This is a genomic window from Nostoc sp. 106C, from assembly GCF_002154725.1.
Classification (GTDB): domain Bacteria; phylum Cyanobacteriota; class Cyanobacteriia; order Cyanobacteriales; family Nostocaceae; genus Aulosira.
In genome coordinates, this window is record NZ_MTAW01000082.1 from 1 (window position 1) to 22,143 (window position 22,143).

19 protein-coding genes are annotated in these 22,143 nt (G+C 40.5%); 11 read left to right on the top strand and 8 right to left on the bottom strand.

From position 1 onward, the window contains the following. The coding region (locus tag BV375_RS37530; RefSeq protein ID WP_208099086.1) for a hypothetical protein at positions 1–279 on the top strand (279 nt) is incomplete at its 5' end. 464 nt (positions 280–743) lie between these two features. Here BV375_RS37530 and BV375_RS08490 read toward each other — a convergent pair. Further along, the gene (locus BV375_RS08490; protein ID WP_143842031.1) at positions 744–1,598 is read right to left on the bottom strand and encodes a 2OG-Fe(II) oxygenase; all 855 of its coding nucleotides are present in this window, start codon (positions 1,596–1,598) and stop codon (positions 744–746) included. Between the two features lie 856 nt (positions 1,599–2,454). On the opposite strand from BV375_RS08490, the gene BV375_RS08495 reads away from it, so the two are divergent. Beyond that, positions 2,455–3,036 carry a hypothetical protein gene (locus BV375_RS08495; RefSeq protein ID WP_086759350.1) on the top strand — a complete coding sequence of 194 codons (582 nt, stop codon included), beginning with the start codon at positions 2,455–2,457 and terminating at the stop codon, positions 3,034–3,036. 431 nt (positions 3,037–3,467) lie between these two features. Here the strand turns inward: BV375_RS08495 and BV375_RS08500 are convergent, their stop codons facing one another. Then, positions 3,468–4,232 carry an aldolase/citrate lyase family protein gene (locus tag BV375_RS08500; protein WP_086759352.1) on the bottom strand — a complete coding sequence of 255 codons (765 nt, stop codon included), beginning with the start codon at positions 4,230–4,232 and terminating at the stop codon, positions 3,468–3,470. A 123-nt stretch (positions 4,233–4,355) separates the two neighbouring features. Then, positions 4,356–4,886, bottom strand: a complete 531-nt coding sequence (locus tag BV375_RS08505; RefSeq protein WP_086759354.1) for a GNAT family N-acetyltransferase — start codon at positions 4,884–4,886, stop codon at positions 4,356–4,358. Between the two features lie 249 nt (positions 4,887–5,135). On the opposite strand from BV375_RS08505, the gene BV375_RS08510 reads away from it, so the two are divergent. Beyond that, the gene (locus tag BV375_RS08510) at positions 5,136–5,855 is read left to right on the top strand and encodes a class I SAM-dependent methyltransferase (protein ID WP_086759356.1); all 720 of its coding nucleotides are present in this window, start codon (positions 5,136–5,138) and stop codon (positions 5,853–5,855) included. A gap of 218 nt (positions 5,856–6,073) precedes the next feature. Next, on the top strand, positions 6,074–7,954 hold the full coding sequence (locus tag BV375_RS08515) for an ABC transporter ATP-binding protein (RefSeq protein ID WP_086759358.1): 1,881 nt from the start codon (positions 6,074–6,076) through the stop codon (positions 7,952–7,954). Positions 7,955–8,410: 456 nt separating this feature from the next. On the opposite strand, the gene BV375_RS08520 is transcribed toward BV375_RS08515, so the two are convergent. The 3 genes from BV375_RS08520 to BV375_RS08530 form a co-directional block, all read right to left on the bottom strand. Beyond that, positions 8,411–9,388 (bottom strand): sucrase ferredoxin, encoded by a 978-nt coding sequence (locus BV375_RS08520; RefSeq protein WP_086759361.1) that lies wholly within the window; start codon positions 9,386–9,388, stop codon positions 8,411–8,413. 121 nt (positions 9,389–9,509) lie between these two features. Next, positions 9,510–10,040 (bottom strand): hypothetical protein, encoded by a 531-nt coding sequence (locus tag BV375_RS08525; protein ID WP_086759363.1) that lies wholly within the window; start codon positions 10,038–10,040, stop codon positions 9,510–9,512. Positions 10,041–10,622: 582 nt separating this feature from the next. Beyond that, positions 10,623–11,036, bottom strand: a complete 414-nt coding sequence (locus BV375_RS08530) for a heavy metal-responsive transcriptional regulator (RefSeq protein WP_086759365.1) — start codon at positions 11,034–11,036, stop codon at positions 10,623–10,625. Between the two features lie 315 nt (positions 11,037–11,351). Between BV375_RS08530 and BV375_RS08535 the strand changes: the two genes are divergently transcribed. The 5 genes from BV375_RS08535 to BV375_RS08555 all read left to right on the top strand — a co-directional run bounded on the left by BV375_RS08535 (position 11,352) and on the right by BV375_RS08555 (position 16,471). Beyond that, positions 11,352–11,771, top strand: coding sequence for a BlaI/MecI/CopY family transcriptional regulator (locus BV375_RS08535; protein WP_086759367.1), 420 nt, complete (start codon positions 11,352–11,354; stop codon positions 11,769–11,771). Next, the gene (locus BV375_RS08540) at positions 11,771–12,610 is read left to right on the top strand and encodes a M56 family metallopeptidase (protein ID WP_086759369.1); all 840 of its coding nucleotides are present in this window, start codon (positions 11,771–11,773) and stop codon (positions 12,608–12,610) included. The genes BV375_RS08535 and BV375_RS08540 overlap by 1 nt, the downstream gene beginning before the upstream one ends. 519 nt (positions 12,611–13,129) lie before the next feature. Further along, complete coding sequence (locus BV375_RS08545; protein WP_086759372.1) at positions 13,130–14,713, top strand: B12-binding domain-containing radical SAM protein; 1,584 nt, start codon at positions 13,130–13,132, stop codon at positions 14,711–14,713. A gap of 225 nt (positions 14,714–14,938) precedes the next feature. Then, positions 14,939–15,898: a ribonuclease Z gene (locus BV375_RS08550; protein ID WP_086759375.1), complete on the top strand. Its 960-nt coding sequence runs from the start codon at positions 14,939–14,941 to the stop codon at positions 15,896–15,898. A 249-nt stretch (positions 15,899–16,147) separates the two neighbouring features. Further along, positions 16,148–16,471, top strand: coding sequence for a hypothetical protein (locus BV375_RS08555; RefSeq protein ID WP_086759378.1), 324 nt, complete (start codon positions 16,148–16,150; stop codon positions 16,469–16,471). A 254-nt stretch (positions 16,472–16,725) separates the two neighbouring features. Here the strand turns inward: BV375_RS08555 and BV375_RS08560 are convergent, their stop codons facing one another. Together BV375_RS08560 and BV375_RS08565 are read right to left on the bottom strand one after the other, a co-directional pair. Continuing rightward, positions 16,726–17,169, bottom strand: coding sequence for a hypothetical protein (locus tag BV375_RS08560; RefSeq protein WP_086759381.1), 444 nt, complete (start codon positions 17,167–17,169; stop codon positions 16,726–16,728). A gap of 146 nt (positions 17,170–17,315) precedes the next feature. After that, a complete protein-coding gene (locus tag BV375_RS08565; protein WP_086759384.1) occupies positions 17,316–20,321 on the bottom strand; it encodes a valine--tRNA ligase in 3,006 nt (1,001 codons plus the stop codon). Positions 20,322–20,383: 62 nt separating this feature from the next. On the opposite strand from BV375_RS08565, the gene BV375_RS08570 reads away from it, so the two are divergent. Together BV375_RS08570 and BV375_RS08575 are read left to right on the top strand one after the other, a co-directional pair. Then, positions 20,384–20,809 carry a GxxExxY protein gene (locus BV375_RS08570; protein ID WP_086759387.1) on the top strand — a complete coding sequence of 142 codons (426 nt, stop codon included), beginning with the start codon at positions 20,384–20,386 and terminating at the stop codon, positions 20,807–20,809. 42 nt (positions 20,810–20,851) lie between these two features. Beyond that, entirely contained in the window at positions 20,852–22,114 is a 1,263-nt protein-coding gene (locus BV375_RS08575) for an MFS transporter (RefSeq protein WP_086759390.1), read from the top strand. Positions 22,115–22,143 lie beyond the last annotated feature (29 nt).

A 22,143-nucleotide genomic window follows, 5' to 3' on the forward strand; every position in this document is an offset into this window, starting at 1 on the left:
CCCTACCCTTCGGGAACGACTTCGTCGAACGGGAAGCCACTTCGTGTCTATGCGCTTTTGCGTGAGAATATCCTCTTGACAAATCTCACACAGCAACGAATGAAACAGCCCTGCTTTTTAAGGCAGGGCCGTTTCATTCGTAATGATATGTATTTTGTCAATATGATTGGCGATAAATATCAGGGCAAAAGTCATAAATTGGTGACCATTTTGATACTTAAAATGGAATGCCTTGCTTGTTTTTTATCTCCTGAACCCTTGCGTTTGCGAACCTTTTAGGGGATGAAACAGCCCTGCCCCAATCGGGGGTTTGGGGGAGAATCCCTCAAATCTTGGTTTTTGTTCAAAAGATGAGAACTCTGATCACCTTAACTGAACCGTATTGGAATTCTACCCGAACAAACTGTTTTGTCTAAAGTTTTACCAACTGCTTTCGCGATCGCTTATATCATGTCCACTAAATCAGTTGCGATATGTCATTGCGCTAAGCGAAGCTATACCGTTCGCGCAGCGTCTACGCAAAATTATTTATGTCATTGCGAGCGAAATGAAATTTAGCGAAGCAATCTCCAAACCCTTGCGATTGCTACCCTGCGGGAAGCCAATTCGTGTCTACATGTCGCTTCGCTCCATAAAGCCCTTTGGGCATGGCTACGCTTAGCGCAATGACAAATGTATATTTAATTTTGCATGAGTACTTATCTAAATTTTGAAGTTTTAATTTTAAAGTCCGTGCAGCAGTACTAGCTCCAGCATTTTAGCGGCTTATCCATACCCCAGTAGCCTATAAAACCTGAAATAGTTATCCTCTCTCCTTGTAAAATTTTTCTAATAGCATGAACTTTAGTAGTATTAAACATTATTAAATCTCCTGCTTGAGGTTTGATAACTAGGGAATTATTTGATAACAAACTACGACTAAAGCCATAACTTCCCTTAATTCCGTGTCTTTCACAATCCTCATCAGAAAATGAATGATTCCAAATTTCCAGTTCTCCTCCTAAGTCAGCTGAACTCAGGTATACATTCACACCCAGTTGTGAAATCTGATCTTTAGATTCATTTGAATTTGGTATTTCTCTCCAGAGAACATCTTGATGAGGAAGAGCTTCAAATCCCACTTGCCAAATGCGTGTAATGCCAAAGAGCATAGTTTTTCCGCCTAAATGCATGATTGATACTCCACTCGGCCATATCTCATCAAGCTCAAGTCTCAATAAATCCATTGGGGATGCGTAAGGAAAGCTTAATTTACGCAACCTTCTCATTGTCGGTATTGCAGTGTTAAAGTAACTTTCCTTGAGTTCGGGCTTATCTAGAGTATTCCAGAAAGAGTCAACATCACTGATGTATATTTTTCCTGAAGAAGTAGATTCATTTTTGACAGAATTTGATAGTATGTTGCTTAAATATTTACATCTATCAGTTTCATAAAACTTAGGTATCCTCACAGCAAGTACGCTGCCCATAAGTAAACCGCAGAGACTGTTAAAAGTTAGGGAACTTTCCACTACAAGAGTCTGGTCATGATGTAAAACGTCCATATTGTACTTTTCATTCGGATAGTATAAAGAGTGCTTTAGAGGATTTTCCGTCACTCCTCATAGTTGGCTGATTTTTGGGAAACTTCTCAAATTAAATCAATCTTATTAAAGCAATCAAAGAACAACCTACACTGGCAAACTTAAGTGAAGTAACTGATTTTTTTGGGAAACCAAATAAATTTTAGGAGTGCGACGGAAGCGGAGTTGTTTACTCCGGAGCATTTGATGTTGGCATAAGTATTGATGCCTCCGCGATCGCGAAAACTTCAGGTTATACTATGTTTTTAATAAGTAGTTTTGCTTAAAAAGCATCTGAAAATCGTGCTAGAAAACATACTTTTTCGGGAAGCGATGCCAAAGGCAAGCCGCTTTGCGTCTACGCGTAATATTTAAACGCATCATCATTCTTGCCCTGAAAAACAAGTACCAAGTTTACTTTGATGCCACGCTTTTTCCTCATTTTCCAGCATAATTACTAATTGACAAAACTAATACTATAGTATCTCAATTTATCAGAAATGGCGGGAAAAACTATACAAACCGTGATACACCATATCCAAAGAAATCTGGTCTATTGGCAATGCAAATTTATCTATGGGGTTTCTCCTGTGTCTCTTCATAGCAGGAGTTAAGCTACTTTTATATCAAAAGATGTTTTTTTGTAAATATCATACTAAAGTACTCCAGTCAAGATGTAATCTAACATTTTTTAGATAAAATGTTAGTAAATCACCATAAAGTACTTAAGAGACGGAGAATTCATCGCGTCTCATCTTCGCTGCGTCAATTACCACCTTTGAATGCAACTTTGTATGAAAACTTGCAACAATCAATAGCGCATCAGTTGCAAACAATCAGCGTGGAAATAGAGACAAACAAGTCCAATTAACTCAATTTAAGGAGTCATAACATGACAGGCGCTACTTCCCCTAAGCCAACTCAAAAGCTATCAAAAGTATCAAGAGAAGCTTTAGAAGTGATTGGCGATGAATTGCTCGAGATGTTAAGGAAAAAACCTGCGGCAGAAGTCTTTGATTGGTCGACAAAAAAGGATTATCACGGGTTTGATAAAATGTCGATCCGCAAAGAAATATTGCAACCGTTTATAGAAAGATACAACCTGGAACCAGAGGGACTGGAAGTTATACTCATTGGGCTTAAAAGTAATTACCCCGGTTCTGTACATGCTCATCCGATAGCCCATGCGTTGTGTGTAATGCTTGCGGAAGCTGAAGGTTTTCCTAACCCAGTTAATGCTTATGCTCTTGTAGAAGAAAATTGGTCGCCGACTTCGGAGCCAGATAGTCTAGGTATGGCAGGAGGCAGGGGTACATGGTTTCCTATTACTGTTGGAGATCGAATTTATAATCCCACTAATGTCGCTCATGGTTTTACAGTGCAAGGCGAAGGACAATGTTATTTAACGTGTATTCAATCACCTGGTATTGACCAACCTAAGCGTGATGATTGGGTTCCTGCCAAAGTTAACTAAAATTATTGGTAGGATTGAGCAAATCAGACAAGGTATAAAACTATCAAAATCTAGCTTCATCTAATTAATTTAAGTAGTTTAAAATTCAGTCAACGGTTCTGGCTAATTAACGCAAAAAATTAGCATTTTAGTCTAAAGTACAAGATAAGGTTTGTGAGGTTAACTGAACCGTATTGAGGTAGTGCCTAGGGTGTTAACTCTGTGCCGTTTTAGGGTGTTAAAATTCAGGCAAGAAATATGTCATTGCGAGCGGAGCGAAGCAATCGCCTGGGATTGCTTCGCTCCGCTCGCAATGACTAAAAGGAGACTTTACACGAACATAAAACAGTTTATTTAACCTCAGAGGGCGCAGAGGAAGGAGGTAATAGAGAAATTTATTTTCTAGAATTTGTATATACCCCATTAAAGTGAAACGCTATTACTACCTGCTATTAATTGGTAGCTGAACCCTTAGCCAAGGTAAGTGCATTTTGAGCAGCATTCCATAAAAGAACACTGTCAATAGCGACGGCAATGAATTTGCAACCATCTTTAATTTCCTTCTGTGCAGCTTCTCCTTTCATGACAAAAATACCAACTGGCATAGATTTTGCTTTACATTTCTGCTTAACCTGCTGTATTGCCTCTTGAACAAGTTCACTAGTTACTTGCCCTAATAAATTCATACTGCCTGACAAGTCATAAGGGCCGATAAAAACCCCATCAATTCCCTCAACATCAAGTATCTCATCAAGATTATCGACAGCATGAATATGTTCAATTTGGATAATTAGAGCAGTTGTGTCATTTGCACAAGCCACATACTCAGCAAATGACATACCATAGCCATGTGCTCTAGCAATACCTACACTTCGTTCACCTTTTGGCGGGTATTTACTTGCTATTACAGCTCGTCTTGCTTCGTCTGCATTCTTTACCTGTGGTACAAGAATACCGTCACACCCTGTATCTAATACTTTCTTGATCCATACGGTACTGTTCTCAGGAATTCTCACAATAACGGAACAATCACCGCGTATTGCTTGAATCAGGTGTTGTACCGAAGCAACCGATAAGGTTCCATGTTCCATGTCGAGAAACAGCCAGTCAAAATTACACAAAGATAAAATCTCTACTATTTCAGGAGAGTTGAGGGTGACAACTGTTCCTATAATAGGTGCGCCGTTTCTTACCTTTTCAATCAAACTTTTCTTCATTTCAATATTGAACAACTGCTAAATTATTCACCCAAAATCTCAATAATCTGTTGCGGTAAATTCAAAGGACGCAGAGGTTTATTAAATATTTCCAACCTCTTTTGCTATCTGCCTTTAACTCATCTAACTCAGAATATAAAGAGAATCATCTGGTTGCCATTGTGAACGGGGGAGAGTATAGTAAACTACATCATGGCTGTAATAGCGAGTATGTTTTTGGTATTTCATGCCCACTTTCTCAATTACCCGTACTGAGGCAATGTTTTCGGGATGAGCGATCGCTACTATCTGCTCTAATTTCACTTCCCAGAATCCATATTTTAACGTTGCTTGTGCCGCTTCGGTCGCCAACCCCATGTTCCAATAAAACTTGTCGAACACGTAACCTAGTTCAACCTCCGGGGTATCTGCCAAAAAACCGAGTCCACAACGGCCAATCATCTTGCCAGTTTCCTTATGTATTACAGCCCACATACCCAAGTTGTGTTCTTGCCACTGTTGAATATGGTTGCATAAGCTGTTCTTTGTCTGTTCTGAAGTTCTGGGTGATAGATACCTCATGACTTCTGCATCAGCGTACAGGCGAAACAGATCATCAAAATCATCTAGGGTAAAGTGCCTTAGTCGCAGTCGCAAAGTTTCTATCTCAGGCATGGTGTTAACGGCAAAGATTAATATGATGCTCTAACTATGAGCACTTCCCAATTCCTTCAAAAATATTACACACAATGTTGTTGGTGTGAAAATAATTGACAGTTATTTTGCCCTTAGCACTCTGCGACTGAAGTGTATTTAATTATAACTATCAATTTTATGCGGGTTAATTTTAGTGCGCTAAAACTACTTCTGAGACTTTATCTACACTATAACTTGACTAAGTTCTGAAAAATAGTACAGCATCTAATGTCTAAAAAGCCGTCTCAAACCCCTTACACCACGCCTAGACATCACTCAGACAAATGGCAGGACAGGGTAGCGCAAGTTGCATATCGCTTTAACCGACAGTATCAAAATCAACCCTTTGACTTACCGACAGAAGTACAGGAAATGCCCATATTTCGGGATTGGATTACTGGCACGTTACCAGGAAGGATTGCTTCTTGCTTTTGGGAAATTGCTAAACCTCAAAAGAATCAGCACTGTTTAGACATTGGCTGCGGTGTCAGCTTTTTAATTTATCCTTGGCGTGATTGGCAAGCATTCTTTTACGGTCAAGAAGTCAGTATTGTAGCACAGGAGACTCTTAATTCTCGTGGCTCGCAGTTGAATTCCAAGCTGTTCAAAGGTGTAGAGTTAGGCCCAGCTCATCACTTAAACTATGCCGCAGATCAGTTTGATTTAGCGATCGCCACAGGATTTAGCTGCTATTTTCCCTTGGAATATTGGAGTGCTGTGTTGCTGGAGGTTAAACGGGTGTTAAAACCAGGTGGACAGTTTGTATTTGACATCCTCAACCCCGAACAGCCTTTAGCAGAGGATTGGGCAGTTCTGGAAACTTATTTAGGTGCTGAGGTGTTTCTAGAATCTGTGGCTGAGTGGGAAAAAATAATTAAAGCTGCTGGTGCTAAAATCGTGGCGCGACAATCAGGGGAATTATTCAATTTATACAAGGTGCAGTTTTGAGACTAAGTATAATTAGCAAAAGCATAGCTGCAAAATCACTAGTCAATACTTGCTCTGCAATATTTCTGACAATGGTAGAAAATCATCATCAATAGGCGTTAATCAAAGTGATATTGCAAATTAATGCGATCGCTAAATCCGTAACCACAAATACGACCTCAGAAACCCTCCAAATGGTGTAGCGAACTGCGTAGGTAGTTCATTATAATGCTCTTACTATGAGCACCTACCAATCCCTTAAAAAATCTTACACACAATACCGTCGGCGTGAAAATGACTGGCGGTTATTTTTGCGCTTAGTACCTTACGCCCGTCGTAGTGGAAGACTGCTATTGCTGTCAATGTTTCTACTCGTACCGATTGCTTTAGCTAATGCCATACAACCGCTATTAATTGGCCAGGCTATATCGCTCATTCGTAAGGAACCCAGCGTTTACGAGTTTCTGAGGAATCGTCCTTTGCTGCAAGGGCTAAATATCATTGAAGGATTGTTACTGATTGCTATTACTATCAGATTGATATTTACAGGTTTTCAAGGTTATCTCGTACAAAAGCTAGGGCAACAAATCACAGCGGTGATTCGTGAGGATTTATTTCATCACGTAACATCTTTATCTGTGCGTTTTTTTGACAGAACCCCTGTAGGTAAATTAATTACCAGACTCACCAGCGATGTGGAAGCCTTGGGAGATGTTTTCTCTACTGGGGCAGTTGGCATTGTATCAGATTTATTTTCGATGCTGGTGATTATCGGTTTGATGTTTTCTCTCCAGTGGGAACTTGCATCTTTGCTACTGGTAATCCTGTTACCCATCAGCTTGGTAATTGTTTACTTTCAGCAACAGTATCGTCAAGGAAATTACAAAGCACGAGAAGAACTTTCGATTTTGAACTCCCAGCTACAAGAAAATATCGTTGGTATTAACGTAGTGCAGTTATTCCGACGAGAAAAATTTAATGCCGAGTTATTTCGTACAACTAACCAACGTTACAAGCAGCAAGTAGATAAAACCATTTTTTATGATTCAGCAGTTTCAGCCATTTTAGAGTGGATTAGCTTAGTAGCGATCGCAGGTGTTCTAGTCATAGGTGGTTGGTTGTTGCTTGGCAAAACTATTACTTTTGGGATTTTATCGGCATTTATTTTATATGCCCAGCAATTATTCGACCCCTTGCGGAATTTTGCAGAAAAATTCACTGTCATTCAAGCTGGTTTCACAGCTATTGAACGAGTCTCTAACATTTTAGATGAACCGATAGAAATCCGCGATCGCTACAATTCTCGCATCTCCATTTATGATGCTAAATTTGGTTACATAGACGAGGTAGTTGCAAATTTAGAATCTTTAGAATCTCATCCCCAACCAGAATTAGGAGAAATCCGTTTTGAACACGTCTGGTTTGCCTATAGAGATGATGATTATGTAATTAAAGACTTAGATTTTACCATTCATCCTGGTGAAAAAGTAGCATTAGTAGGCCCCACAGGTGCAGGTAAAAGTTCGATCATTCGTCTTTTGTGTCGCCTATACGAACCCACCCAAGGACGCATTCTCATAGATGGGATAGATATTCGTGACTTACCACAGGCAGAATTGCGGCGTTATTTAGCAGTAATTTTACAAGAGGGCTTTTTGTTTGCTGGTGATGTCAAAAGCAATATCACCTTAGGAGATAACTACACCTTTGAAGCAATCCAACAAGCAGCACAGCAAACTAATATCGATCAGTTTATTGAAATATTACCCCAAGGCTATGATACTCAATTGAGAGAAAGAGGTACAAATCTTTCTAGCGGACAAAAGCAGCTTTTAGCCTTTGCTCGTGCTGCCATTCGCAATCCGCAAATTTTAGTATTGGATGAAGCAACAGCTAGCCTAGATGTAGGAACAGAAGCTTTAATTCAACAAGCATTAAACCAGCTTTTGGTAAAACGTACGGCAATTATTATTGCTCACCGTTTATCTACAATTCGCAATGTCAATCGAATTTTTGTCTTAAAGCGAGGGGAACTGATCGAACAAGGAAGCCATGAAGAATTACTCCAACAAGGAGGAATGTATGCGACGTTGCATAACTTACAAATGTTAGGAAGTTAAGCAATTCTCACTTCAAATTTAGGATGAAAATTTAATATAAATTTTGCATACACGCTTTCCATTACCGTTTATATATAACAATCCGATTTGATTCTTGAACTTACTCATAGAGCTAGGGAACGGGGAACAATAAAGAACAAAGGTGGAGTCTACTGAGTTTTTTTTAAAAATCAAATACGAGTCTTATATAAATCCGGTTTTTTTGATAAAATTTTACTTTTGAAGCTTAATTTTAGGGTGGGTAGTGCCCACCCTACAAACGTGTATTTCAAAAATCAGATATGAGTGCTATAGATGCTAAATTCTTCATTACCGCTTTTTGCCTTCCCTACTTAATATTTACTTTATAAATGGTCTCTTAGGGTGCGTTACACAGAAATAACGCACCATTTATCATATTTTCGTAGTCGATTGTCTTATTTTTATTAATAAATAATCAACCAGACATAGTATTAGTTAAGCGCTCAAAGACACAACTTTTTTAGATTCAAGCCAGAGACTAGCTACGCTATACTTAGCAACTACTGAAGCTTGCTTAGAATTGCAAGAACTCTTGATTTCTATTGTTTTGGTATCATCTTTGACTAATTTTGCTTGGCAAGTATATAGCGAACCTCTGTTATTTTCAAAAGTTAGCTCAGCTAGCACTGTATTATTATCTAAGCTTTGTTCTAAAATTTTACCTGCTACTTTGTAATTAAACCAATCCCATCCGTAATGGAGGATTAATTCCTTTTCTAAAATCTGAAGTGGAACTGGTAAAATACCCCAGCCTCGATAGACTTTATTTACGCATTGAATATCTCCAGTACGGGTCAAAATCGATTTGAATGAATCTTGATCGAGAAGGCCGTAATACCTTCCTTCTGGTAAGTCTATGATTGTTGGCGCAAATCGATGTCCACCAAAATGACTTGATTTCCAAATCCGAACATCTTGCAAGCCTAAATGGGAAATTGTATTTCCAGCATGAAAATAGAAAGGATTACCATATCTAGCACAGCATTTATCATGGCTGCCGTGGGTACATACTAAAATATCTCTAGTATTACTTGTTTCTTTCTCATATTCAGGAATACTACCCCATAAGAATTTTTTGACAACCGCAGCTACATTCTCAATATTTTCTAGCTTAAATTCATGCTTACGATATCCCTGAATTAATCCCTTTGATTTTTGATAAATCAAAAGAGTTGTTTGTTCTATTTTGTGTGATTGATCGTTAGCAATTAACAGGAATCTTATCGGTAGTTTAGCGCGCTTTGCCTCCTCTACCAACATCCTTAAATTATTTGGCACCCATTTAGAATTAAAGGCTTCTGTTGTCCAAGGAGGAGGACACTCAACTAAAATATAAGTTTCGTAATTGGTGGCGCTACCAACAACATCTTCTCCTGTTTGCCTTGCGTAATCTGAACAAAAAAAGGTATTCATTTAGCTGTTCTCATTCATTAATTGTATGGACAAGTTTATGACAAAGTAAAATTGTGATCGTAGCTACAATAGCCTCTAAGAAACGCAACAACAAGAAACAATCAGCATTGCTTGTAACTAACTAGGTAGCCACTTTATAACATTCATTTTTATTAAACCTATTTCCGGTTAATAAAATCTCCACAATATCGGTAGGAAAGTGCTGTAAAACTTTTTCCGTACCACCAACGTTAATTTTGTATCTCTTATAGTTAGACAGTTTATTAACTGTCAATTGCTGAAGACAGTCTTGCGTACTCTTGGTTAAAGAGCCACTGTCTATGTATGGTAACTTCAGTTTACTTAAACTATTGAAGTAGCTGAAATCACACTTTAAAATTTGGCTAAAATTACGGTACTTATTTAAATTTTTAATTAAATAATCTATATAGCCATTTACAGCCCCTGTCTCTACATCTACAGGCAGACTTTCACTCTTATGCCATTTTGCAGAGGAACTAGGCTGCTCAAATGAGTACTTAATAAAATTAATCTCTTTTTGCCAATTTACGCCTATTGCTTGATGTTGTCCTGTAATAGATTTCGAGACTGCTTTAATTAGGCAATTAGGTTTTAAGTATTCTTCGTCACTACGTATCCTGCTTGAAAACATATTGCAAATAATTCTCAATTAGCTTGAAAAAAATAAAATTGTACTCAGAAGCCGGATAATCTGTTTTACACCCTTTTCTGATTAAAAGTAAGGTGATAAAAATAATCAGTAAATGTAAGTTAATAAATCTTTAAATTTAAGTAGCAGGAAAGTATTTTTCAAAAAATATGACAATTTTCCTAGCTATACTTAGTTTTTACTTCTGGTATTGACTTTTTTACTGATTTAATTTCCTGAAAGTGACCTGAAATTGACATCAGGTTTTTTGGGATACCTACTTTAATCCTAAATTAAGTCAATAAGAAATGCAAGTATTTGCTAATCTTTATAAATTTTACTAAAAATTTTATCTTGATGAACACGAGTTAAATAAAGCTTAACAAGTAGCTAACGGCTGAGAGTCCTAATTTCTGTAAATATTGCTATCTTCTATACAAATAATAAAGACTCTCAACAGTTAAAAATTATTGCAGATAGTTACTAGTGACTAATCATACAGAACGATTCTATTTCTGGCAGAAAGGGAGAGCGATCGCAACTCCACAATCTGCACTCTAGAGATGAGGGAGCCTCATGCTTTGTTTAAGCTTTTTCAATAATCGGGCAGATTGCTTGTTCAGAATTTTCAGTAGTTGTTTCCCAATTAGAAATTAAGGCCACTAAATCTTGTCTCAGAGTAAGTAGTTGCTGAATTTGTTCATCGATTTCCGTCACCTTATCTTCTAGCTTAGTTTTGATATGTTCGCAGGGTAATTCACCCCCATCATGAACATGCAAAAATTCCTTAATTTCTGCTAAAGTCATCCCCAAATTTTGGGTGCGCTTGATAAAGTTCAGGCGAGCCAAAACATCAGAGTTAAACAATCTAAACCCGCCTTCTGTTCTACCTGACGCTTGCAGTAGTCCCAACTCCTCGTAGTAGCGAATTGTTTTAATTGGTACACCGCTTTCTTTGGCAACTAAACCAATTAGTTTTGGTGCTTCTTGGGCTAACATACTGACCTACTTTTCTGCTTGATATTGCTGTCTACACTTATCCTAGACTCTCCAGTGAACTAGAGAGTCTAGAGCGATCATTTATTATTCTTCCTTGTTTGCTCTGCTCTCTCCTGACTTACAGCAACCTGAGCCTGACAAAATGTTGCCAAAATCAGTTGTGTTTGCAGAACAGCAGTTTCAATCAACGGTAATCTGAAAAAAGAATAGTTCTTTCGCGTTTCCGACTACGCGCACTCAGGTGAAGCCTAGAAAATTAAGAGGAGAATTTTCGCGTTCAATCCACTCATCCATAATCTCAAATCCAAAATCGATATGGCTCCTTTACCCGACTACCGCCCTAAGCAACTGTCCGTAGGTCCCCTAGAAGCAGAAATTTTGCAGATCATCTGGGAACTGGGTTCAGCTACAGTTAAGGATGTACACGATCGCATTCTGTCTAACCCAAACCGAGAGTTAGCTTATACCTCTGTAACAACCGTTTTGCGCCGCCTTACTGATAAAGGTTGGCTAGTTTGTGACAAGAAAGGAAAGGCATTTTATTGGCGTCCATTGCTGACGAAGCAGCAAGCAGAGGTAATTAAAGCCCACGAGCAATTGCAGCGATTTTTGGCGGTGGGTAATCCGGATGTTGTTGCAGCCTTCGCTGACAGTCTGGATGAAACAGCTAGCGAACAAATCGAAGCGATCGCCAAACGCATTCAAGCCGCACGTCAAGCCAGGGAGGGGAAATAATGCATTTAATGATGATTTTGACTGCTTTAGCAGTTGCTTGGTGGTTAAGATCCACTTGGATTGGCCCTGAAGGAAATTGGAATCTCCGGTGGCGGCGATCGCTATTTTTATTTCTCTTTCCCCCCTTGCTACTTTTCATGACTGCGATCGCTGTACTTTGCATGGGTCCTCAAGGCAAAATGGGGGGAATGTATACAGGCTGGGGTAGCTATCTTCTAGCGTTGATATATCTAGGATTTTTTAGTATTTTATGTATTAAACATGCCATCCAAGGATGGCAGTCTGTAGAATCTGCTCGTAACTGTCCCCTGGTAAATTTTGGACAAAGACAAATCCGCCTACTCAACACAGGCGCACTCTTCGCTGGTCAAATCGGTTTTTGGCACCCCGAATTAGTAGTGAGCCAAGGATTATTCCAAACGCTCTCAAGCGAACATTTAGAAAGTGTCTTAGCACACGAGCAAGGTCATTACCATTACCGAGATACATTTTGGTTTTTCTGGCTGGGTTGGGTGCGTTCTTGTACTGCGTGGTTACCCAATACAGATTCTTTGTGGGAAGAACTGTTAGTTTTGCGCGAACTCCGGGCTGATGGTTATGCTGCATCGCAGGTAGATCCCTTGCTGCTAGCAGAATCGCTACTGTTGGTAGTTAGTAGCACTCCTGTATTATCGGAAATTTGTTGTGCTGCCTTAGGTTCACCAGGAGCAGATCGCTTAGAACAGAGAATAGAAGCTCTCTTAGCACCGCCAGAGCCAATCTCTGCGGCTCAATTGCCTTCCTGGCATAGCTTCCTGTTGGCATTTCTGCCTTTAGTCACTGTGATCTTCCACACCTAAATAGATAATGGGTAATTAGCTAGTTATATAGGAATATGATTTGATTTCTGAAAAAATTTAAGTATCCATAGGGTGTGTTATGCTACGCGATAACGCACCCTACGTATATTTCAAAAATCAAGTATGAATCCTATATTACCCATTTGTAATTTTTTGTATGATTGTTCATTTCATCCCAAGTTCCTATTTGCAATCGCCTCGGAACTTTGGGAAAAAATCTTATGGAATTTGATACTTTTTAGCGCTCAAATTGACATCAGCGATTAGTACTTTTACACTTGATAATTCTTGATTGAGCAGTTTTTCAACGTAAAGTATAATACTGCTTTAATCAATTTACCATTAATATTGAAATCGCTTAAAGCTTACTGAGTGATGAGTTGGTTTGGCAATTACTTTATAGCTTCGGGAACAATATTATAGCTTTTGCTACATTAAGTATAAGTGCAAATAAAATAGCACAATTTCAGTGTTTGTATAAACTAAACCAGCAACAAAAATTAGGCTTTAATCACCTTAATGAATGTTTTACTTGTATATCCTCGCTTTCCCAAAAGTTTTTGGTCTTTTGAAAAAACACTGGCTTTATTAGACCGTAAGGCAATGCTACCGCCTCTGGGTTTGGTGACTGTAGCCGCGATTTTGCCTCAAGAATGGAAATTCAAGCTAGTAGATCGCAATGTGCGTCAAATCACAGAAGCAGAATGGGCTTGGGCAGATTTGGTGATCCTGTCTGCGATGATTGTGCAAAAAGAAGATTTGCTAGAGCAGATTCGGGAGGCGAAATACCGAGGTAAGCGCGTGGCTGTGGGTGGCCCTTATGCTACAGCTTTGCCACATGAAGTGAGTGCCCCGGGAACAGACTACTTAATTTTGGATGAAGGGGAAATTACGCTGCCGTTATTTGTAGAGGCGATCGCACGAGGCGATCGTACAGGTGTTTTTCGCGCTGGTGGTGAAAAACCAGATGTCACCCATACTCCAATTCCGCGCTTTGACCTTTTAGAGTTTGATGCCTATGCGGAGATGTCGGTGCAATTTTCCCGTGGATGTCCATTCCAGTGCGAGTTCTGCGACATAATTGTTCTTTATGGTCGCAAACCCCGCACCAAAAACCCCGCACAACTGTTAGCAGAACTTGATTACCTCTACGAACTAGGTTGGCGACGCAGCATTTTCATGGTGGATGACAACTTCATCGGTAATAAACGCAACGTCAAATTATTCTTGAAGGAACTTCAGCCTTGGATGGTGGCACATAACTATCCTTTCTCTTTTGCCACAGAGGCTTCAGTTGATTTAGCCCAAGATCAAGAACTGATGGATTTGATGGTAGCGTGTAATTTTGGGGCTGTGTTTCTCGGGATTGAAACCCCCGATGAAGAAAGCCTCACCTTTACTCAGAAATTCCAGAACACACGAGACTCGCTCAGTGAAGCGGTACATACAATTACGCGCTCAGGGCTGCGAGTCATGGCAGGCTTTATTATTGGGTTTGATGGCGAAAAACCAGGAGCCGGCGCAAGAATTGTGAAGTTTGTCGAGCAAACTGCTATTCCCACTGCCTTATTTAGTATGCTGCAAGCGCTTCCCGATACCGCCCTTTGGCATCGATTGGAAAAAGAAGGACGACTCCGGAGCAAATCTGCCAACATCAACCAAACCACGTTGATGAACTTTGTGCCAACTCGACCTTTAGCAGATATCGCCCGCGAATATGTAGAGGCGTTTTGGGAACTGTATGAGCCATCGCGGTTTTTGGATCGCGCCTACCGTCACTACCGGATTTTGGGCGAAGCAACCTACCCCAAAAAAGGTAAAGGTGCCAAGAAACCATTGAACTGGAAATCCCTCCGGGCGTTGCTGATCATCTGCTGGCGACAAGGTGTGCGCCGTCATACACGCTGGCAATTCTGGCGCAACCTGTGGAATATGTATCAACATAATCCGGGTGGAGTGAGTAGCTATTTATCGGTTTGTGCGCAAATCGAGCATTTCTTGGAGTATCGCCAAATTGTTAGGGATGAAATTGAAGCGCAAGTAGCTGAGTTTTTGGAGGCGGAAGCCAAGGTACAGCCAGAAGTGAAAGTGTTAGCGTCGTAATTGTCAATATCTCTCAAATACTATTTATTCTGAAATCCTTTACCTATAAGGATTTCAGATAGTCACGTTGCTTTGATACTTAAAGAGCAATGTCTGGCGACAAGAAGCAGAGCTTTTGCACCTCTTGGTATGACTTATTGCCTAGCAAAAGTATGAAAACTCAACAACCATGCCACTATAGAGAATAGAGCGTCAAATTGAGCAAGAGGAAGGCTAAAAAACGCTGTGCAGATAACATTCTTAGGGACAAGTTCCGGTGTACCCACAAGAGCACGCAATGTTTCTAGCGTTGCCCTGAGATTACCCCAACGGGCAGAACTGTGGTTATTCGATTGTGGCGAAGGTACTCAGCATCAGCTTTTGCGGAGTGACCTAAAAACCAGCCAACTATCCCGAATTTTTATTACCCACATGCACGGCGACCACATATTTGGCTTGATGGGATTGCTTGCCAGTTGCGGCTTGGCTGGCAATGTGGAACGAGTTGATATCTATGGTCCACCAGGATTAAATGAATATATCCAAGCTGCCTTACGTTACTCTCATACGCACTTTTCTTATCCTGTAAAAGTTCATGCCATTCGTCCGGGAATAATTTATGAAGATGATGAGTTCACTGTCAGCTGTGGACCTTTACATCACCGGATTACAGCTTTTGGCTACCGCGTTGCCGAAAAAGACCGAGCCGGACGCTTTGATGTGGAAAAAGCCAAAGTGTTGGAAATTCCGCCAGGTCGAGTTTACGGTCAACTCAAGCGTGGTGAAACTGTGACTCTTAATGATGGGCGAGTGATTAATGGCAAAGATTTGTGCGGCCCCACAGAAATTGGACGCAAGATTGCTTACTGTACAGACACAGTTTTTTGTGAAGGTGCAGTGGAATTAGCACAGGATGCAGATGTGTTAATTCACGAGGCGACTTTTGCCCATCAAGATGCAGATATGGCTTTTCAGCGGCTACATTCCACCAGCACAATGGCAGCACAAACAGCTTTAGCCGCTGGCGCACATCGCCTGATCATGACTCATTTCAGTCCCCGCTATGCTCCAGGAAATATTTTAGAGTTGAAGGATTTACTACAGGAAGCAAGAGCAATTTTCCCTCATACCGATATGGCTCATGATTTCATGGTTTATGATGTACCGAGACGGCGGGAGTTAGAGTTAACAAAGACTGGTGTATAACAATCACTAAGAATTAGTATCTCCTATAAACACAAGTGTAGGTTTTTTACAACAACGCTGAAAAGGGAACAAGATAGACAAGGCAGCAAAAGATTATTGCTGCATTCAAAATAGAGTCATAATTCACACTTGTCTGGAAAACCTACACTTTTGAGGTTGAGCGTTAAATCGTTCTGACAAAATTATTTCTCCGGATGAGCCACTATAAAAGTGAATAAACCTTTATAGTAAGTCTCTCTGTTAAAACTTATGGAAATGCCCCAACGCGTATCAATTCGCTACAAAGACGCGTCCTACAACACTAACGAGATACGTTTGAAAACCTTCCGGTTAGCATTTCAACTATGGGAAGAACAAACCAAAACTAGAAAAACAGAGCTTTATGAATTTATACAATCTTGCTTAAAACAGATTGATCGCCAAGATCGATTTATGATTTCTCTATTATTCATAGAATTATCAGACCTGATACGTGACTCTTCTTTAGACAGGGGAATGAAAGAAGTTTTAATTAAAACATCCTTTAGGGAGTTTGCTTGCGCCTTGACAGATTTTGAAGATAATTCTAAATGATATTGTACTTATTCAAAATATCAATTTTTATAAAAAATTGATAATAAAATTTTAGGTTATCTCTATTTCTGACAAGCAGTAAATATTGGGAATAAATTCTATTTCTAAGTTTGTTAAATTAGGTTGGTGTGAAGTGTTTTGTCTTTGGCTGAGGGATGGATAAATTTGTAGTGATGAGCCACGAGACATCACATAAACCATAATAAATACATCAAAGCGATCGCTCTTGGGATATCTTCGTACTGTTTAATTACCTAAGAACCACCCTGATCGTCTTTATAGTTGCCAGCCTTGTCTTTTTTAATACTTTCTTCTAAGGCTTGAATTTGTTCTCGTCGAGCTTCCAATTCTAGAGAGCGACGTGCTAGGTCTTGATTTTGCAATGTCAGAGCTTGTCGCCAATGTTCGGCTCGTTCTGCCTCCTGTTGTAAAAAGTCTGGGGTAATACCAGTAGACAAATAAGCTTGTATTAAATGCAATACCCAGTTGGTGGCATCTTCTAATCTTTCTATGTCTCCTGTCGCGGAAAGTTCTACTAACACCAGCAATTTTTCGCTCATGGTATTTCCTTTACCTAAAAGAATTACCGCCTCTTCTGGAATAATTGCCCAAAGATTATCGGCTTCCTGCCGCGCCAACAGGCGCAACTGATACTGTTCTAAAAATTCGTTTTTGTGTACCTGGGCTAAATATCGCATGACTGTCGCTACTCTTCGAGAACTGCTGTGCAGAACGCCTTAATTCAAAAATCAAAATTAAAAATCAAAAATTAATTTTTGATATTTCAAGGTTTTAATTAGTAATGGGTAAGTAAGTTAATCATAAATACCCATTACCATTGCTGTTATGCTAAACCACGCAGGCGATCGCGTAAAATTTCCGCTTGTTTCTCAGCCTCCGCTAAAGCATCTCGCGCACTTTGTACCACATCTTTTGGAGCTTTATCTACAAAGTTAGCGTTGCTTAATCTTGTACTCAGAGATTGGGCTTCTGCTTCTGCTTTGCTAAGGCTTTTTTCTAGCTTGGCACGTACGGCTTCAATATCCACCACACCCTTGAGGGGAATTACCACTTGTACTGTACCGACAACACCAGCAATAGCGTTTTCTGCTGACTCAGGCTGTGATTGTGGCTGTTGTAGATGCTTGTCTGTGGTCGGTTGGAACAACTTTGCCCACAACTGTTGCCTAGCTTGCGCCGATAGTAAATAGCGGCTAGTAAACCAAGTTGTGTAACCAAGACCTACTATTTCAAAGAAAGTTCCAAATAGAGGAACGTCATCAATTGCATTGCCAACAGCGTAAGCCAACTTAGTAAAGACAATTGCCACGATAATTAAGCCTATTGTTTTTAAACCTCTGAGAGGTTTTTTTGGTGTAACTGTTGCTTTATTAGACTTATCAGCAATGGTTAAAGTCTCCACCTTAGCCAAATCTTTAATATAAGCTTGTCCAGCCGTGAGAATTTGCCGTTCCTTAGAGCTTTCACTTTGCAAATTCACTGTCACTTTCGCCCCTGGCTTAATCTCCGCTTCGGCGCGTAAATTGCGAATAGTGCGGATAGCGTCAATCAGCAGTTCAAACTGGGCCTCAATTTCTGGATTGATCAGTTTGCTATCTACTTGGGGATAAGGTTGTAAGGATAAAGTTTGCTGGGAATCTGCTGGTTGTGCGGTAAGAGTTTGCCAAATCTCCTCAGTAATATGGGGCATAAAAGGATGGAGAAGTTTTAAAATTCCTTCCAGGACGTGAGCTAGGGTTTGTTGTGCTACTCGCCGCGATGCAGGGTCAGCATCTTTTTGGAGGCGAGACTTCACCAGTTCAATATACCAGTCACAGAAGTCGCCCCAAATAAATTCATACAATCCCTTAGCAGCTTCACCTAAACCATAATTATCGATGTTATTGCTTGTCTGTTTAACAACTTGATGATAGCGAGAAAGAATCCAGCGATCGCTTAATTCTGTGGCTAGTGGTTGACCTAATTGTTGCGGTGTTTGTCCATCGAGATTCATCATCACAAACCGGGCGGCGTTCCACAGCTTATTGGCAAAGTTGCGGGAAGCTTCCACCGATGGTGACTCATCCTTTTTGCGATCGTACTCTAGCCGGATATCTTGACCTGCCCCTGCTACTTCTTTCACTAAGGTATAACGCAGAGCATCAGTGCCATATTTATCAATTAATAGTAGCGGGTCAATGCCATTACCTTTAGTCTTTGACATCTTCTGACCTTTTTCATCCAACACCAACCCGTGGATGTAAACGTCCTGAAATGGCATTTGTCCGGTAAAATGACCAGCCATCATCGTCATTCTGGCTACCCAGAAAAAGATAATGTCAAAGCCAGTTACTAAGGTAGTAGTTGGGTAGTAAGTCGCTAAATCCTGAGTTTGTTGCGGCCAGCCCAAAGTGGAAAACGGCCAAAGTCCTGAAGAAAACCAGGTATCCAACACATCTGGGTCTTGTTCTAGCTGGACATTTTCGCCAAATTGTGATTTAGCTTTTTCCCAAGCTTCATCTGCTGATTTGGCGACCACAAACGGGGTAGTATCGGTGATTTGCCCCTCTGTTTCACTAACAGCGTACCAAGCAGGGATTTGATGACCCCACCACAATTGACGAGATATACACCAATCTTTGAGCTTTACTAACCAATCACGATAAACCTTAGTCCAGCGTTGAGGAACAAACTCCGGCGAATTTTTCTGGTCGAGAAATTCTAGCGCCCGGTCTGCTAAGGGGCGAATTTTTACAAACCACTGAGTAGATAGCAAAGGTTCAATGGGGACTTTACCGCGATCGCTATAAGGAACGGTATGCTTATAATCTTCAACTTTGACCAAAAAGCCATCTGCCTCAAGGCGTGCAATCACATTTTTTCTGGCTACAAAGCGGTCTTGTCCTTGAAACTCCCCGGCATTAGCGTTGAGAGTACCATCTTTATTGAGGATGTTAATAAATGGCAAATTGTGACGCTTACCCATCTCAAAATCATTGGGGTCATGGGCTGGAGTCACCTTCACGCAACCAGTACCGAAAGTTGGATCGACAAATTCATCACCAATAATCGGGATTTCCCGTTGTGTAATTGGTAAAGTTACTGTTTTGCCAATTAAGTGCTTGTACCTCTCATCACTGGGATTAACTGCCACTCCTGTATCACCCAGCATAGTTTCTGGGCGAGTTGTCGCCACCTCCACATAACCAGAACCATCAGTGAGGGGATAGCGGAAGTGCCAGAGATTACCATTGACCTCTTGATTTTCCACCTCCACATCAGACACCGCCGACTGAGAAGCTGGACACCAGTTAACTAAATATTCACCGCGATAAATTAAGCCTTCCGCATACAGACGAGTAAATGCTTCGACCACAGCTTGCGATAAACCCTCATCCAGGGTAAACCTTTCCCGCGACCAGTCTACCGAAACACCCAAGCGGCGTAGCTGATTGACAATAAACCCGCCCGATTCCGCCTTCCATTGTTTAGCGCGATCGAGGAATTGTTCACGCCCCAACTCATAACGAGTTTTACCTTCGGTTTTGAGTTGCTTTTCCAGCATGGCGTGAACAGCGATGCTAGCGTGGTCAGTTCCGGGTAGCCACAAAGTATTACGCCCCTGCATTCGGTGGTAGCGCACCAGAACATCAATCAACGCACTTTCAAAAGCGTGACCCATGTGTAAACTGCCGGTAACATTTGGCGGCGGGATCACAACACAGTAAGGTTCGCCGCCTTTGTTGGGGTCGGCTTTGTAAACTTGGTTTTCTTCCCAGAATTTTTGCCACTTGGCTTCTGTGGAGAACGGATCGTAAAGACTAGGGAGGTTAAGTGTAGTTGCGGTCATGCTGGGAAAACTAAGTTTGGAAGGACTCTAATAAATTTTGCCACAGGGTTGGAGAGGGATTTATGGATATGAACCACAGAGGCGCAGAGAACCCAGAGAGAAGAGAGTTAGCGAAGGGAATGAATTGGCTGACTGGTGAGGTAATTGGGGCGGCGATTGAGGTACATCGAATATTGGGGCCTGGGTTTTTGGAGGATGTGTATAAGCAGGCGTTGATTATAGAATTTTTGAGCCGCAGGATACCTTATGACTGTGAGAAGTGGGTAACAGTAAATTACAAAGGACGTGAGGTAGGCAAAGGTAGATTAGATTTTTTGATTGCTAACTGTCTAATTTTGGAATTAAAAGCTGTCCAGAATCTAGCCCCAATTCATGAAGCACAAGTACTCTCATACCTTAAAATTACTAACTATCCTCTAGCCCTCCTCATAAACTTTAACGTTCCTCTCCTCAAAGACGGCATCAAACGTATTATCCTATCTTCTTAACTTCTCTCTGTGTCCTCTGCGTCTCTGCGGTTCGTTAATTCCATGAAAACTCCCTCCCCGTGGGCTTACATCCCCACCCTCTACTTCGCTGAAGGTGTCCCCAACGTTATCATCAGCAGCGTTTCCGTCATCTTCTACAAAAAACTCGGCATCGACAACGACCAAATCACCGCTTGGACGAGTTTTCTCTACCTCCCCTGGGTGATCAAAATGTTTTGGGGACCACTTGTAGATATTTACGCCACAAAAAGAACATGGATATTAGTCACCCAATTTGCCATGTTTTGTTGCTTGAGTTTAGTAGCCTTATCTTTACAACTACCAAATTTCTTTTTCGTATCCTTAGCAGCCTTAACAGTCGGAGCGTTTATTTCCGCCACCTATGATATTGCCACTGATGGCTTTTATATGTTGGCTTTAAATCCTGAACAACAAGCTTTCTTTGTTGGTATCCGATCGCTTTTCTATCGCATTGCCGTATTATTTGGTAGCGGATTGTTAGTAGTGTTAGCTGGGCGATTGGAAACCACACTCAATAATATTCCTTTAAGTTGGACGATATCGATAGGATTTTCTGCGGTCATCTTTGCCATTCTGTTTATTTTTCATCGCTTCATTTTACCTTTACCCGCATCAGATACCCCCCGTCAGACACAAACCCAAACCGAAAAGATTCCTTTTGTAGATATTATTCAAACCTATTTTCGCCAAGAAAAAATAGTCGCAATTTTAGCATTTATCTTACTTTATCGATTAGGTGAAGCAATGCTGTTGAAGATAGCCTCGCTATTTCTATTAGACAAAATAGAAAAAGGCGGTTTAGCTATATCAACAGAACAATTTGGCTTGATTTATGGAACTTTTGGCGTACTTTCTTTAATTATTGGTGGAATTTTAGGAGGAATGTTAATTTCCCGCTATGGCTTGAAAAAATGCCTGTTGCCAATGGCTTTAGCCTTGAATTTACCTGACTTATTTTATGTTTATCTTGCTTATGCTAAACCATCTCTTACATTAGTTTATCCCCTAGTTTCCTTAGAACAATTTGGCTATGGACTCGGCTTTACAGCCTTTAGTGTTTATTTAATGTATATTTGCCAAGGTGAATATAAAACTTCTCATTATGCCATATCTACTGGACTGATGGCTTTAGGTCTGATGTTGCCTGGAGCAATTAGCGGTACAATTCAACAAGCAGTGGGGTACCCGTTATTTTTTGTTTTGGTCTGTTTGCTAACTATTCCAGGAATGATTACTATATTTTTCATTCCATTACAAGAAGAATCTAAGCGTCCCACAAGTTAATAGTAAATAAAATAGAGAGTTTTGAATTT